The organism is Mariprofundus sp. NF, assembly GCF_013387455.1.
Classification (GTDB): Bacteria; Pseudomonadota; Zetaproteobacteria; order Mariprofundales; family Mariprofundaceae; genus Mariprofundus.
On record NZ_VWNC01000002.1, the window covers coordinates 122,893 to 137,180 of the forward strand.

Consider the following 14,288-nt stretch of genomic DNA (forward strand, 5'->3'; position numbering starts at 1 on the left):
TCAGTAGCTTTTCAAAAGCGCACGTAAATGGCGTTGCAGATCATGTCTGTTCCATAACTTACCCCTGCCATAACAGGCACTTTCCCACTGCTGTACAAAACCCTGCCACTGCTCGGCTGCAACCCCTTCAGGCAATGCTGTATCCCGTAGCGGCTGATATGGCCTTCTCTGCACACCACGACGGTGCAACCAGCGATCAAGCTCAGAGCACAGTAGTTCACGCTTTGGCCTGCGCAATCGTATACGCAGTTGCGCTGCAGATCGCCACATCAACAGCATCAGGCCTATGGCCAGCGCCGCTGAAAGAAGCCAGTTGCTATAGAGCCTGACACTCTGCCAGAGCGATTTGAGAAAATTTAAGCGATCTGAGTTCTGGAACTCCAGTACATAGCGGTACCAGCCGAGTTTGGCGGACTCCCAGAGCTGATCGAGGGTCGGGAAGCGGATATGCAGCAGACCATCACGAACAGATGGTGTTGCATCGATCCGCTTCCATGATCCAGCCAGCCACACCTCACTCCAGCTGTGGGCATGTAGCTCCCTGATCTGTAAAAAATTACCCACCTCATTCCAGTCACCGCCCAGATAACCATTGACCACGCGGGAAGCAAAACCGAGCTCCCGTGCCGCCAGTGCCAGCGTGGTGGCATACAGTTCACAGTGGCCGGACTTCAACTGTAAAAAAGAGGCTATCGGTCTACTGGCATCAAGCGGCGTATTCAGGTCATACTCCCAGCCGCGCAGTTCTCTGGCGATGCGCTCAAGTGCCACCTCGGGTGCTTCACCACTGGCTACAAAAGAGTCCAGCCACTGGCGCAGTTCAGTCGGGATTTTATCCCGCTCATGCTCCCGACGCAGCGGCCCTGCCATTCCATCCGCCTCAGCAGAACTGGCGACATCCATTAACAGGCGCAACCGCCGGGCTGGAGCACGGATAAACTGAACCGCTGCCGCCCCATCAATGCGAATCGCCTCGGGAAGGTCGCGAATGCCCAGCAGGCCTGACGGCAGCTGGATATAGGCGTGATCACTGGCCTCTCTATACATCGCCACCTTAAAACTTCCCCCATCCGCCACAACCAGATCTTCACCTGCAGCAATTTGAGACTGGCGGCGGGCAGAGATCTTCTGCCAGCCATGACCAGTAAAACGTGAGAGCACAGCGCCGCGCCAGTAGCGACCCATCGTCCATCTGCGAAATTGTTTGATGCCATCAGCTGAGTCATCAAGCGGTTCAACCCGCATGATGACCCTGCTATCAAGTGTGCGGGCAAAATCTCCCAACTGCACCAGATCGGAGAAACCACTGGTCTGCAGTCGTGGCTGTGTAGCCTTGAGTAGCGAATGAAATTCAAAGCGTGGCAGTGTTATAAACAACAGCGCGGTGACTGCCACCATCAGCACCATCCACCTCCCCTCCTGACGCATCGGCACTGCTGGCAGATCACCTCCCGGCCAGTTAAGGCTGTAGAGGCAGGCTGCTGCCCGCCACAGAAACCACATCATCAACAGCAGTGGAATCACATAGAGAACAGAGTCAGTCAACACAGCTGCCGCCAGCACCAGAAACAGTCCCACCAGCATGCGGTGCAGGTGATTACGTGGTGTGGCCGCTTCAACAACAATGGCAAAGGAGAGAATCAACAGAAAATCGGTAAACGCGACAATCAGCTCACGACCGAAAACAAGTTCAACAATCACCCAGCAGAAACCGAGCCAACCGACAATACTCGCCTGCAATTCACTCAGGTGCAGCGATGGCCCACGCCAGAGACGCAGGGTTGCAGCCACTGCCGAGAGCAGCCAGTAGAAGGGGGATACAAAATCAGAGAGTGCAAGGGCGGCAACACCGCACAACAGCACCGCCAGTGTCAGTCGCTCGGCACGCAGTAGTGCTGCGTCGTGGCGCAGATCAGCGATCATCGCTGACCGCCAGCAGCAGACCATCAACACCGGCTGCCGGATCTGTTTCAGCAGTGGCACCGGCAATAGCCCGCTGCAGAGCCCCAGATCGCATCGCCTCAGCCAGCTCAAAACGCTGCTGCCCCAGAATCAGGGTGCCGTTTTCACCCTGTGCCAACACCCAGAACCAGACCCGGCCAAGCAGAGCCTCAAAGGCCGCATCATCAGCATGAGCTGGCATGCGAAGATCAACGCGCAGCATTGATTCAGGTGCCTCCTGAGCATCCAGAGCAAAGCGTTTTACCCGCCAGTCAGAGATATCCCCTGATGCCTTGCGCCAGTGCACCTGCGCCAGTGCATCTCCCGGCGTATAGAGACGCAGATCATGCCACTCATCTCCACCGATACGCTGCTGACCGGAGTCAGCATGAACACTCTGCCCATCCATCTGCCAGCTGAGAGGTTCAGGCATGACCACCACCTCACCACGATCACCACGTTGCAGTTCAAGCTGAAACAGCCCCAGCGGTGCGGCACTGGCCAGCGTGAGAGATTGGCAACGGTAGAGACCCCGCCGCTCTGCTTTTATCCGCCCCTGCAGGCGAAGTCGGCCTGCTTCACAGCGGCCAGACAGAGCAAAGACACCATCACCATAGTGCCAATTGATATCTACAACGGCTGCAGCCGGAATGAGAAGTTCAGCCTCCCTGCGTACAACCGTGACACTGTTTTGCTGCAACAGCGGTAATAGCGCTGCCGGATCGGGAAAATATTTTAATATGCGTCGGGTCTGCACGATAGCGGCCAGGCTCATGGCAGTGATCATCGCACCACTGAGATAGAGCAGGTTGTTGCCGGAATAGAGTGCGGCCGCCCACAGCCCGATAAGTGCAGAGAACAAGATGATGCCCGGTCGCGTAAAGCCAAGCCTCCACCCCCAGCCAAGCGGTATGCGAATGGCAATCAGCAGATCAAGAAAGCGTAAGAGCCAGCTTGGAAGTTTCAGGTCAGCCGGATCGTAGGCCACTAAATCTCCTGTTTAGGTCGTTCAGGCCGGAACAGCTACACTTTCCAGCAGCGCGGTTAACGCCTCGCTGCTATCACCGACAGCTACAACACGATGGGCAAGACAGGGTAACCAGACAGTCTGAATATCTGCCGCAGTGACATAGGATTGACCTGCCAGCCAGGCCTGAACACGTGCTGCATTGATCAGGTCATGGCCTGCGCGAGGGCTGATCCCCTGCTTCAGCCATTCACCGTTGCGACTCTCCTGCAACAGCTTCAACAGATAATCGAGCAGCAGATCAGAAACATTGAGTTCTGCAATGGCCTGACGTGCTGCCATGATATCATCCCAGCCAGCAACCGGCTGCAAACCTGAGAGACGCCCCTGCCCCGCCTCATCCAGCAGCACTTTGCGCTCGGCTTCACTATCCGGATAACCGATGGAGATGCGCATAAAAAAGCGATCAAGCTGTGACTCGGGCAGTGGGAATGTGCCCATATGCTCACGGGGATTCTGTGTGGCGATAACAAAGAAGGGTTGCGGCAGCTGGCGGGTCTGCCGCTCAATGGTCACCTGCCCCTCTGCCATCGCCTCAAGCAGTGCCGACTGCGCCTTGGGCGTAGCACGATTAATCTCATCCGCCAGCACGATATGATTGAACACCGCGCCCGGATGAAAGACAAACTGCTGCTTGGCCGGATCAAAAATCTCCACGCCTACAATATCTGCAGGCAGCAGATCAGCAGTAAACTGGATGCGTCCAAAATCACTCTGCAGACTATTGGCCAGTGCATGCGCCAAGGTTGTTTTACCCACACCGGGAACATCTTCAATGAGCAGATGACCGCCTGCCAGCAGTGTAATCAGCAGCTGCCTGATAACATCATCCTTGCCAGCCAGTACCGATGCCAGCTGATCTTGAAGTGCTCTTATCTTCTCATCTTCAGCTTTCACATCTTCCTCCCGCCAAACTGCTCAGCTTCAATCAGTTCCATCTGCGCATCGCTGAAGCCAAAATAGTGGCCAATCTCATGAATCAGCACATCACCGATACAGACCTCAATCGACTGCCCCGTCCTCTGCTGCATAGCCAGAATAGGTGCCCGGTAGAGGTGAATAAAATCGGGCAACATGCCTGAATCAACCGCCTCACGCTCGGTGATCGGGCGCCCCTCATACAGGCCCAGAAGATGGTAGGGGGAGCTTATATCCATCGCGACAAGCTGATGTTCGGGTGCAAAATCCTCAATCACAATCACCACATTCTGCATCAGCTTGAGAAAGCTGGCTGGCAGTGCGTTGAATATATCCTCAGCCATGACTCGAAACGCTTCTTCATCCATACAGGAACTGTAGCAGAAAAGTCTATTCGCTGGCTCCACCATATTCGTGTGCCCAGTCACATCTTCAAAATAGCGCCTTCGTCAGATTAACCCCTATCTCAAGCTACCAAGGAGGAGATATGCCACATTCAACGTTTTTTGGAAAACAGGATCACTTTGAAACAAGCTCCGGTGCTATGGTCTGGTTTCTCTCCGGCATTGCCATTCTACTGTTTGTGATGTTGATCAGCCTGATCTTTATGAAGTAGAAGCATAGTTTGCCAGTTACAAAAAAAGAGGCCGGAAAACCGCCCTCTTTTTTTGTTTTCGACAGGACAACATAACCCATCACTCATTTTGCTGCTTCACCACGATTCGCCGGCAATCTCACGACCTTCGGCCTTCCAGGCTGCAAAACCACCTGTCATCGATTGTACGTTGCTAAAGCCCATCTCCTGCATGGTTGCCGCAGCAAGCAGACTACGCACGCCACTGGCGCAGTAGACGATCACTGCCTGATCCCTATCCTGCAACTGCTCTTCACGATGCGGAAAATTCAGATCGGCTTTGGCCTCCAGCAGTCCCCGCGGCACATTAATCGCGCCGGGCAGATGCCCTTCCCGTACTTCGCCCGGTTCACGCACATCCAGCAGTAGCACACTGCCTGCAGCGATACCTGCTTCAGTCTCAGCTGCCGTAATCTCTTTGACCGAAAGTCTCGCTTCGGCAGCAAAATCCATTAATCCCTTGGCCATGATTCATCTCCTGATAGGGCCTGTGAACCGGCCCTGATAAATTTAGGACAGCTTAGCAAAGCAGATCAGCCACCGCATCCCTGAATGATGGGTATTTCAATTGCGGCAACAGTTCAGCATGTAATAAGTGATTGGATACACGCTTGTTGTCGCGAAAAAATTCCAACACCATGGGCGAGAGCTGACCCTCCCCCTCCTGCTCACTTAACAGCAGAGGTGCTGGTGCGCCGATCAGTCCAGCTAACGCAGTGACATAATCGGCATGTGGCAGCGGCTCATCATCGGCCAGATTAACAATGCGCCCGGCTCTGGGTTTCTGCATCGCCACCATCACTGCTGCCACAATATCATCGACATGGATGCGACTGGAGTAGTGTGGTGGCTGCCAGGTCACAGCTTTGTAATCGCCAGCCTGCAGGCGGGCAAAGATATTGCGCTCAGGCCCGTAGATACCGGCAATTCTGAACACCTCGGCAGGTAACCCTGACTGCAGCCAGCACTGCTCGGCGACCAATCGCTGTGTGCCTCGTGCACTGGTGGGATGACACACATATTCCTCATCCACCCAGGCGCCACCTGCATCACCATAAACGCCCGTAGTCGAGAGGTAAGCCGCCCACTTCACGTTCAGCAGTTTTGCAGATGTCGCAGGCAACCACTGGGTTTGGGATGCGCTCATGCCCTGCTCACTGCGACTTAAAGGAATCGAGTCGATGACGCCATCAACCGATGCCAGCAAGTTATCAGGTAGATCTGCAGGCGTTTCAGCCACCACGGCCTTAATGCCTGAATTCTCAAGCTGGGCTGCACGATCGGCACAACGAGTCGTAGCGATCACCGCTATACCCTGCTGCAGGCAGTGCTGAGCCAGTCGCTCACCCACATAACCACAACCCAGAATCAGGAGATTTTTCACCGGTTTAATCATGGCAACCAGCTTACATCGCGACCCGTTCAGAGGCCACAGCCATAACTTGTCCGGACTAGAACTGTTTGCCAGATCACAGAAACAGTTGTGTTGAGCACCCAGCATCCACTTATGTCCTTCGCTGCAGAGCGCTAATAGGGGCAAAAGGAGTGACCCATGAATAGATTCATCCAAAAAGGCGTGATCTCACTGATGGTAATGGTGATGATCAGTTTAAACCTGCAAATCCCTCTGGCCCATGCTGCCATGGTTAGTACAGATCAGATGCTTGAGCAGCAGCAGAGCAGCCAACAGCGTGAAAAGGTCGTAGCCTTTCTTAATCGTGCCGAGGTGCAGCAGGAGCTTCAGCAGCAGGGTATTGCAGCTGAAGATGCGGTAACACGCGTGGCTCACCTGAGTGATCAGGAGGTGGAACTACTGGCCGGAAAGATTGATCAGCTACCTGCAGGTGGCATTGTCGGCGCACTGATCGGCGCAGCCCTGTTTATTTTTGTGGTACTGCTGGTTACCGATATTCTTGGATTTACAGATGTCTATCCGTTCGTGCACAGTCATGGCCATTAATAGAGCTGCTTTCGGCCGCCTGCTGGCGGCCGCTGCTTTTATCACCCTGCTGCTTGGTGGCTGCACAGCTAAACAGAGTGCAGCACTGATCGAGGAAAAACCGGCTGCGATCACTGCCACCTCCCAGCTGAACGATGTGCCGTTTTTTCCACAGCTTGATTACCAGTGTGGCCCGGCATCACTGGCCATGGTCATGAACTTCGTCGGTGTAGAGGTCGCACCTGATGCGCTGAGGCGTCAACTGTTTATTCCCGGCAGGCAGGGCTCCCTGCAGGTAGAGATGCAGGCGCTTCCGCGTCGATTCGGACTTCTCGCCTACCCCCTTGCGCCACGGCTGATCGATATTTTCAAAGAGATCAAAGCTGGCCACCCTGTGATCGTATTACAGAATCTTGGCCTGAAGGTAGCACCTCAGTGGCACTATGCTGTGGTAACCGGATATGATCTGAATCTGCAGCAGGTCACCCTGCACTCGGGCGATACCCAGAACTACCGGATGCCGCTATCCACCTTTGAACGCACCTGGGTAAGAGGCGGTTCATGGGCTATCGTCGTATCGATGGCGGGCAGTGTGCCTGCCGGTGCCCGGGAGCAATCCTACCTGCGCTCTGCCGTAAACCTTGAGCAGGAGGGTCAGGCAGATGCTGCTCTCAAAGCCTATGAGGCAGCCAGCAAACGTTGGCCGAACTCTCTGGCGGCATGGATGGGACTGGGCAATATGCGTTATGCAAAAATTGATCTGGATGGCGCCGCGGCTGCTTTTGATCAAGCTGCCAAAACACACCCTGATGCTGCCGAACCTCTGAATAACCTTGCTCAGGTGCGCCTGGAGCAGAAGCAATATGATGCTGCCATGCAGGCCATTGAGCAGGCTGTGCAACTTGATGGCAACAGCCAGCTTTACCAGCAGACCCGATCAGAGGTAATTCGCATACGTGCAGCAGTTACAGAGAGGCCGCTCTCTTCACCTGCAAATGTCACTGTCGACAATGAGAGGGTTAATCAGGATAATGCGCTATTATAATTCTGAACTACCGGAGTAACACATGAGCATCCTGAACCTGATTCTCTCTATTATCCTGCCACCAGTCGGCGCTTTTTTGCAGGTTGGCGCGACTAAACATTTTTTCATTAACATTATCCTGACCCTGCTCGGTTTCCTGCCCGGTGTAGCTCACGCTATCTGGCTGGTTGCAACCAACCAGAAGGGATAAGTATTCCCTTTCTCCACCCTTCGGCGCTAAAGCCATGAATGGTTCCAGCCAGAAACTGAGAACCGCGCTGCTTCTGCTTCTGGCCAGCGCCCTGTTTTACGGCTTCTCATTCGTAAAACTTCCCGGCATTGACCGCATTGCTGATGATTATTTCAGCGAATCGATTAAAGCCGCCACTATCGCCTATGCCACCACACGCGGTGTGAATGCCGTGGTTTCAGTGGTCAAAGAGTCACATCTGGAGCTTGCCCCGGCAGGAGTCGGCGTCACCATCGCCGCAGGCCAGATCCTTGACCCCATTGATGATATGACCGAGCGCCTCTCATCGGTGCTGGTTGCAGCGATCGCCTCGCTCGGCATCCAGAAGCTCGGCTTTGAGATCAGTGAAGCGATCTCGTTTAAAACCATCGCTATTCTGTTACTGCTGAGCATCCCACTGCTCTGGATAGGCAGCGCCAGCATGACACCCCTACTGCAGCTGGCGATAAAGTTCAGTCTAATCCTGCTGTTGCTCCGTTTTATGCTGCCCGCATCAGCCATGATAAGTGATTCGCTGTATAGCAACTGGTTACAGCCGGGCATGGATGAATCGATGCAGAAACTCTCTGTCGTTTCGCAAAACTATGATGATATGAGCAGCATGGCGCCTGAACAGAACCAGAGTTTTCTCTCTTCGATGACGGCCGGTGCCACAGATAAAGTAGAGAAAACCCGGCAGGCATTTCTGAATATGGTAGAGAATGCTGAAAACATCGTCGCTTCCCTGCTCAGTCTGATGACTGCCTATCTAACCATCTTTATCGTACAGATTCTATTGTTACCCCTGTTTATGCTCTGGCTGCTTATCGCCCTGTTTAAAAGCAGAACAGTGGATGAGATGACAATATCCCTGAGCAACAGGCTCAGACCCGTTCTACAATAGTCTTTGAATAAATTAGCGGTGTTATTTCTTATCCAGTAACTGCGTACGCGATGAAACACCCTGTGATCTCAAAACCATAGTAACATGAGCTTTGACCGTTGCCTCTGAGATTTCCAGCTCTCTGGCTATCTCTTTATTGGAATATCCGATACGCAACAATGCCAGCACTTCAAGTTGTCGTTGCGTCAGATGACTTCCCCCTGCTGTGGATGAAGAGGTATATCGGCCCTTTGGCATATGCTCTAACAGGTGTGGTGGAATGTAGGTGCCGCCAGCCAGAACCAGTTGGATCGCACCCACCATCACTGCAGGCGTTGTGCTTTTGGGAATATAACCCGATGCGCCCAGCTCCAGCGACTGCTGCATAAGCTCATGATCTTCCCAGGAAGATAACATGGCGACATTGAGATGAGGGTACTGCGACCCCACCTCCTCCAGCAGCATAAGCCCCTCTCCGTCGGGAAGCTCATGATCGAGAAGTACGAGATCAAAAGTGTTGTGAAACTCATGGATAAGCCTGCCTGCACTCTCCAGAGAATCAGCCTCGACAATGGTTGTCTTCACTTGCAGAAAATCTTGCAGCAAATACACCAACATTTGCCTGAATATGTCATTATCATCCACTACGAGAAGGTGCATTATCCAATTTCACATCGTAGAGAGTCTCAATGCAATACATCATAGGTCGTACGACCTGACGCGCATTTATCAATTCAATCAATTCCCCTAAGCTGCAGCTAAGGGGCAAGGAAAGCCCTTTAAGAATAAAGGATATAAAAATGCCGATACATATTGTCGATGATGAAGCGCTCATCACTGAATTTCTATCCAAAGCTCTCAGACAGCACAGCAACCAAATCTCCTGCTTTCAGAGTGGGATCGACTACCTCTCACATCTCCATTCAGACGACTATGTTGAACCGCGATTAATCATCACGGATGTCAGAATGCCCGGCATAGATGGCTTTGAGCTGATAAAAAGAATTCGCGCCAGCCAATCAAACGTGAAGATTATCGTCATGAGTGGCTACCACAATCTTCCTGAAAGTCCGCAGGAAACCACCTGCCATACGTTCGAAAAACCGCTGAATGTAAAAAACCTTCTTGCGATCGTATCTCAAACTCTCTCCTGTGACCGCTGCCCTCTCGTGTGTGAGAAGCAGTGCAACTCGGCCAGCGCTATACAAGGCTGAGCGACAGGTTTTCAGCCGCAAAAGAATTAACTTCCCAGCCACTGCCATGAACAGTCAGGATTGCAGACTTGAAAGTTTTGCAGCCATCGTGAGGAACCATGAAAAAAGTATTCAAACTGACACACCCGAAAATTAAATATGCCCGGCTCATCGACAATGTCAGGCGCGATATCAAAAAATACATCAAACGGGAACGCTTCAAAGAGCTGCCTGAAGGTTTTGATCAGTGGGATTTCGACTGCAAATTCGGCCCAACACCAGAAGCCGCAGAGGCCATTCAACTGGCAGATATTGGTCAATGCATCACCAGCGCTGAGACCGATCAGCTGGAGTCATTCTACATAGAGATTCTAGCCAAACCCACTCACAGAACTGATGGCCTCTACTCCGCATCAACGGATAACAACTAAAACCCGTCCCAACCGGTAGACTCATTCAAGTAAAACACTCTAAGAGAGAAGAGCAAGAGAGGGTCTTGTGTCTTAGTGATTAATAAATCCGCCATTTATTAATCACCAATCATTGCATCAATGATTAATACCGGTACTATTTACTCATCATGACCTGGAACTGGCAGAAAAAAAACTGGCCTGAATTCATCTACTCCTCTTCAGCTCTCAATGCATATGAGGAGCTGTTTATGTTTGAAGCCGGAAAGCTTCTGGGTGCATTTTCACATGTCGATGAAAACAATCAGAAAGAACTTGTTGTAGAATTCATCAGTGAAGAAGCGATAAAAACCTCGAAAATCGAGGGTGAGCTTCTTGACCGTGAAAGCCTTGCTATCTCCTTGCGGAGAAACTTCGGCCTGATAGCAGATGGTCAGAGGATTCCGCCTAGAGAAAGAGGAATAACTGAAATGATGGTGGATGCATACCATCACTTCGACACCCCGCTTACCCATGAAACGATGTTTAACTGGCATAGCAGCCTCATGCAGAGCCACACCCACTTAAAGGATATCGGCAATTACAGAACCCACGAAGATCCTATGCAGGTTGTTTCCGGTCGGCCTGGAAAATGGAAGATTCATTATGAGGCACCACCATCGTCTTCAGTGCCTAAAGAGATGTCCGCTTTTGTCGATTGGTTTAATGACTCCTCTCCAGCAGGAAGCAACCCACTTCCAGCGCTTACACGTGCAGGGATCGCCCATCTTTACTTTGTCTCGATCCATCCATTTGAAGACGGCAATGGCCGCATTGGTCGGGCGCTCAGTGAAAAAGCGCTCTCACAGAGTTTAAATCAGCCTGCTTTAGTCGCGCTTTCGCATGTAATCGAAGGCACCAAAAAAGAGTACTACAATCAGCTTGAGGCCAATCAGAGCGGCCTGGCAATCAATCCCTGGCTTCATTACTTTTCCAGGACCACGTTGGAAGCCGTCAACCACTCGCAGAGATTGACAGCTTTTCTGATCAAAAAGACAAAACTTTATGACCGGATCCATGGTCAGATCAACGCGCGTCAGGCAAAGGTTTTAGATTGCATGTTGAAGAAGGGCATTGAAGGTTGGGATGGCGGCATGAGTGCCAAGAAGTATATGTCGATAAGTGGAGCCCCGATTGCAACAACGACAAGGGATCTGAAGCAGCTTGTCGAACTTGGCGTGTTCACCAAAACCGGCAAGCTCAAAACCACGCGTTACTGGATCCCTTTCCAGAATCCGGATTATGAATCCTGAACACAAAGTTAAATGGACTGGCCAAGCTGAATTCATCTAATCATTCGTAAGTCTGAAAAAGAAAGATCATCAAACCGTTCCTGGATTCTTGTTAGGTGAACTTATCCCGTAACTGATAGCATGCAGACATGCCATTCGACTTAGCTGTAATTGACCTCGATAACACATTATATGCCGCTGATAGCGGGGTGTTTGCGCGCATGGACAAACGCATGACCGCCTTTGTGGCAAAAGAGCTTGAGGTTGATCCCCAAGAGGCTGATCGCTTGCGGGTAAAATACTGGAAAGAGTACGGCACCACGCTGCGTGGCATGATGTTACATCACGGCATGGAGGCCGAAGCTTTCCTGCACGATGTACATGACATTGATGCCCATGAAATACTTAAAGCCGATGATGAGTTGGATGATGCGCTGGCGAGACTTCCTGGACGCAAGGTGATCCACACCAACGGCATCCTTGAACATGCTGAGCGTATTCTGGGAGTCTTAGGTATCGCCCACCATTTTGAGGCGATCTACGATATCCGCTTTAACAACTACATCCCCAAACCCTGCAAAGAGACACTGGCCATGCTAATCAATGCTGAAGGGGCTTCACCTGAGCGCACGCTGGTGGTGGATGATATGGCGGATAATCTCAAGGTCGCCCGCGCACTGGGCTGCAAAACCGTCTGGATCACCCACGAACCCGATGGTCACTGGGATTTTCATATTCCCAGGTTCCACCATCTTCCTGATTCCCTCGGTCTATAAATAAAAAAATCCCCCGGCGCGAACCGGAGGCTTTAGAAATGCAAGTCGTTAGGAGTGAGATGAAAAGAGTAACGGGTTAGGCGTGAGGATACTATACCTTACCCCTCTCGCCTCACTCCTCACAATTCCCTACTGATTCATGCGATCGAAGAACTCAGCATTGTTTTTCGTGGTACCCAATTTATCGAGCAGGAACTCCATCGCATCGATTGAACCCATGGGCGAGAGAATCTTGCGCAGGATCCATACCTTCTGAAGATCTTCACGCGGTGTAAGCAGCTCCTCTTTACGGGTACCGGATGGGGCAATATCAATCGATGGGAATACACGCTTATCGGTAAGCTTGCGCTCCAGCTTGATCTCCATATTACCGGTGCCTTTGAACTCCTCAAAGATCACTTCATCCATCTTCGAGCCGGTATCAACCAGCGCAGTTGCGATAATGGTCAGAGAACCACCACCTTCGATATTTCGTGCTGCACCGAAGAAACGTTTCGGCCTGTGCAGTGCATTGGCGTCCACACCACCGGTAAGAATCTTACCTGAGGATGGAACCACTGTATTATAAGCACGTGCCAGACGGGTAATTGAGTCGAGCAGGATCACCACATCCTTACCGGTTTCAACCAGTCGTTTGGCTTTCTCAATCACCATCTCGGAGACCTGAACATGGCGCTGAGCCGGTTCATCGAAGGTAGAGGATACAACCTCACCCTTCACCGAGCGTTTCATATCGGTCACCTCTTCAGGGCGCTCATCAATGAGCAGAACAATCAGCTCCACGTCAGGATGGTTGGCGGCGATAGAGTGAGCAATCGACTGCATCATCACTGTTTTACCGGTACGTGGTGGTGCTACCAGCAGGGCACGCTGGCCTTTACCAATCGGTGATACGATATCGATAATACGACCGGTAATATCCTTACGCGTCGGATTCTCGACCTCCATGGTCAGACGCTCTTCCGGATAGAGCGGGGTCAGGTTATCAAACAGCACCTTGGTACGAGCCTGTTCAGGTGACTGGCCGTTGGTGGTATCGACAGTTTTCAGCGCAAAGTATTTCTCACCACGGCGCGGGGCACGGATTTCACCGGCAACGGTATCACCCTTGCGCAGGAAGAAGCGGCGAATCTGATGGGTGGATACATACACATCATCAGGGCCTGAAAGGTAGTTAGCATCAGGTGAACGCAGGAAGCCAAAACCGTCCGGCAGAATCTCCAGTACACCCTCACTGTAAATGGTGCCCGAACGCAGGCCGTGAGCACGCAGAATGGCAGAGACCTGCTCCTGTTTACGCATACCTGCGGCATTATCGATATCATACTGGTCGGCAAGCTCCAGCAGCTCAGTCGGCGATTTGGCTGAAACCTCTTTCAGATTAATTGTAACGCCATCCATCTCATCGGAGATCTTCTCTTCAGCCTCATCACGACGGGGACGTTTGTTGCTATTGTTACTGTTGTTATTGCGGTCGCCCTTCTTCCAGCGCGGGCGTTTGCCATGATCATTCTGCTGCTGCTCTTCTCTGGGGTTCTCTGCCGGTTTGGCTGCCGATGACTCTTCTGCCTTCGCTTCAGCAGGTTTGCCTTCAACTTTGCGCGGCCTGCCACGACGGTGAGATTTCACTTCCGGTGCAGCTTCACTCTTTGCAGGTGCGGCCTCAGTTTTGGCCGGTTCAGCTTTTACTGGCGCGGACTCAGCAGGTGCTGCTTCAGCTTTTACCACTGCAGCCTTCGCTTTAGCAGGTTTTGCTTTAGCAGGTTTCGCTTTGGCCACTTTAGGTTCAGGAGCATTCGCTTGATCGGCGACCTCAACTACAACCTTGCGTGGTCTGCCACGACGGCGAGGTTTCTCCTCTGAGGCTTTTACCTCAGAAGTTACCACTTCCTGTGGTGTATCGATTTCATTAGACATGAGTTACTCCAGATGAAGAGACGGGTCAAACACTGGGCTGAGACGTCTTCATTGAATTGCTGATTGGTGACAAATCGTTTCAGATAACCGGAACGCCGGAGAAGACCGGCAACGGATGCATTGCTA

At 52.0% G+C, this 14,288-nt stretch carries 17 protein-coding genes; 9 read left to right on the forward strand and 8 right to left on the reverse strand.

Going from position 1 to position 14,288, the window contains the following annotated elements; genetic code table 11:
- From F3F96_RS03430 to F3F96_RS03445, 4 genes are read right to left on the reverse strand one after another with little or no spacing between them, the layout of a single operon-like run.
- A complete protein-coding gene (locus tag F3F96_RS03430; RefSeq protein WP_370465492.1) occupies nucleotides 1-1,983 on the reverse strand; it encodes a transglutaminaseTgpA domain-containing protein in 1,983 nt (660 codons plus the stop codon).
- Nucleotides 1,913-2,929, reverse strand: a complete 1,017-nt coding sequence (locus tag F3F96_RS03435) for a hypothetical protein (RefSeq protein ID WP_176961863.1) — start codon at nucleotides 2,927-2,929, stop codon at nucleotides 1,913-1,915. The genes F3F96_RS03430 and F3F96_RS03435 overlap by 71 nt, the downstream gene beginning before the upstream one ends.
- 21 nt (nucleotides 2,930-2,950) lie before the next feature.
- Entirely contained in the window at nucleotides 2,951-3,865 is a 915-nt protein-coding gene (locus F3F96_RS12685) for an AAA family ATPase (RefSeq protein WP_176961864.1), read from the reverse strand.
- Nucleotides 3,862-4,254 carry a metallopeptidase family protein gene (locus F3F96_RS03445; protein WP_176961865.1) on the reverse strand — a complete coding sequence of 131 codons (393 nt, stop codon included), beginning with the start codon at nucleotides 4,252-4,254 and terminating at the stop codon, nucleotides 3,862-3,864. Before F3F96_RS03445 ends, F3F96_RS12685 begins: the two co-directional genes overlap by 4 nt.
- A 119-nt stretch (nucleotides 4,255-4,373) precedes the next feature.
- Between F3F96_RS03445 and F3F96_RS12515 the strand changes: the two genes are divergently transcribed.
- Nucleotides 4,374-4,502: a hypothetical protein gene (locus F3F96_RS12515; RefSeq protein ID WP_255461178.1), complete on the forward strand. Its 129-nt coding sequence runs from the start codon at nucleotides 4,374-4,376 to the stop codon at nucleotides 4,500-4,502.
- A gap of 96 nt (nucleotides 4,503-4,598) precedes the next feature.
- On the opposite strand, the gene F3F96_RS03450 is transcribed toward F3F96_RS12515, so the two are convergent.
- Both F3F96_RS03450 and F3F96_RS03455 read right to left on the reverse strand, forming a co-directional pair.
- Nucleotides 4,599-4,988: a rhodanese-like domain-containing protein gene (locus F3F96_RS03450; protein WP_176961866.1), complete on the reverse strand. Its 390-nt coding sequence runs from the start codon at nucleotides 4,986-4,988 to the stop codon at nucleotides 4,599-4,601.
- Nucleotides 4,989-5,040: 52 nt separating this feature from the next.
- Nucleotides 5,041-5,904 carry an SDR family oxidoreductase gene (locus tag F3F96_RS03455; protein WP_370465493.1) on the reverse strand — a complete coding sequence of 288 codons (864 nt, stop codon included), beginning with the start codon at nucleotides 5,902-5,904 and terminating at the stop codon, nucleotides 5,041-5,043.
- A 168-nt stretch (nucleotides 5,905-6,072) separates the two neighbouring features.
- On the opposite strand from F3F96_RS03455, the gene F3F96_RS03460 reads away from it, so the two are divergent.
- The 4 genes from F3F96_RS03460 to F3F96_RS03475 are packed head-to-tail and all read left to right on the forward strand — an operon-like array spanning nucleotide 6,073 to nucleotide 8,616.
- Entirely contained in the window at nucleotides 6,073-6,480 is a 408-nt protein-coding gene (locus F3F96_RS03460; RefSeq protein WP_176961868.1) for a PA2779 family protein, read from the forward strand.
- Nucleotides 6,446-7,504, forward strand: coding sequence for a PA2778 family cysteine peptidase (locus F3F96_RS03465; protein ID WP_241697638.1), 1,059 nt, complete (start codon nucleotides 6,446-6,448; stop codon nucleotides 7,502-7,504). Before F3F96_RS03460 ends, F3F96_RS03465 begins: the two co-directional genes overlap by 35 nt.
- Nucleotides 7,505-7,526: 22 nt before the next feature.
- Entirely contained in the window at nucleotides 7,527-7,694 is a 168-nt protein-coding gene (locus tag F3F96_RS03470) for a YqaE/Pmp3 family membrane protein (protein ID WP_176961869.1), read from the forward strand.
- Between the two features lie 34 nt (nucleotides 7,695-7,728).
- Entirely contained in the window at nucleotides 7,729-8,616 is an 888-nt protein-coding gene (locus tag F3F96_RS03475) for a hypothetical protein (protein ID WP_176961870.1), read from the forward strand.
- A 21-nt stretch (nucleotides 8,617-8,637) separates the two neighbouring features.
- Here the strand turns inward: F3F96_RS03475 and F3F96_RS03480 are convergent, their stop codons facing one another.
- Nucleotides 8,638-9,255 (reverse strand): response regulator transcription factor, encoded by a 618-nt coding sequence (locus tag F3F96_RS03480; RefSeq protein WP_255461179.1) that lies wholly within the window; start codon nucleotides 9,253-9,255, stop codon nucleotides 8,638-8,640.
- Nucleotides 9,256-9,395: 140 nt separating this feature from the next.
- Here F3F96_RS03480 and F3F96_RS03485 point away from each other — a divergent pair, with 140 nt between their 5' ends.
- From F3F96_RS03485 to F3F96_RS03500, 4 genes are all read left to right on the forward strand, one after another.
- Nucleotides 9,396-9,809 carry a response regulator gene (locus F3F96_RS03485; protein WP_176961872.1) on the forward strand — a complete coding sequence of 138 codons (414 nt, stop codon included), beginning with the start codon at nucleotides 9,396-9,398 and terminating at the stop codon, nucleotides 9,807-9,809.
- A gap of 98 nt (nucleotides 9,810-9,907) precedes the next feature.
- A complete protein-coding gene (locus tag F3F96_RS03490; protein ID WP_176961873.1) occupies nucleotides 9,908-10,219 on the forward strand; it encodes a DUF6172 family protein in 312 nt (103 codons plus the stop codon).
- Nucleotides 10,220-10,368: 149 nt separating this feature from the next.
- Nucleotides 10,369-11,490 (forward strand): Fic family protein, encoded by a 1,122-nt coding sequence (locus F3F96_RS03495; RefSeq protein WP_176961874.1) that lies wholly within the window; start codon nucleotides 10,369-10,371, stop codon nucleotides 11,488-11,490.
- Nucleotides 11,491-11,618: 128 nt separating this feature from the next.
- On the forward strand, nucleotides 11,619-12,245 hold the full coding sequence (locus F3F96_RS03500) for a pyrimidine 5'-nucleotidase (protein WP_176961875.1): 627 nt from the start codon (nucleotides 11,619-11,621) through the stop codon (nucleotides 12,243-12,245).
- A 129-nt stretch (nucleotides 12,246-12,374) separates the two neighbouring features.
- On the opposite strand, the gene rho is transcribed toward F3F96_RS03500, so the two are convergent.
- Nucleotides 12,375-13,646 (reverse strand): transcription termination factor Rho, encoded by a 1,272-nt coding sequence (rho, locus tag F3F96_RS03505; RefSeq protein ID WP_241697661.1) that lies wholly within the window; start codon nucleotides 13,644-13,646, stop codon nucleotides 12,375-12,377.
- Nucleotides 13,647-14,288: the final 642 nt, after the last annotated feature.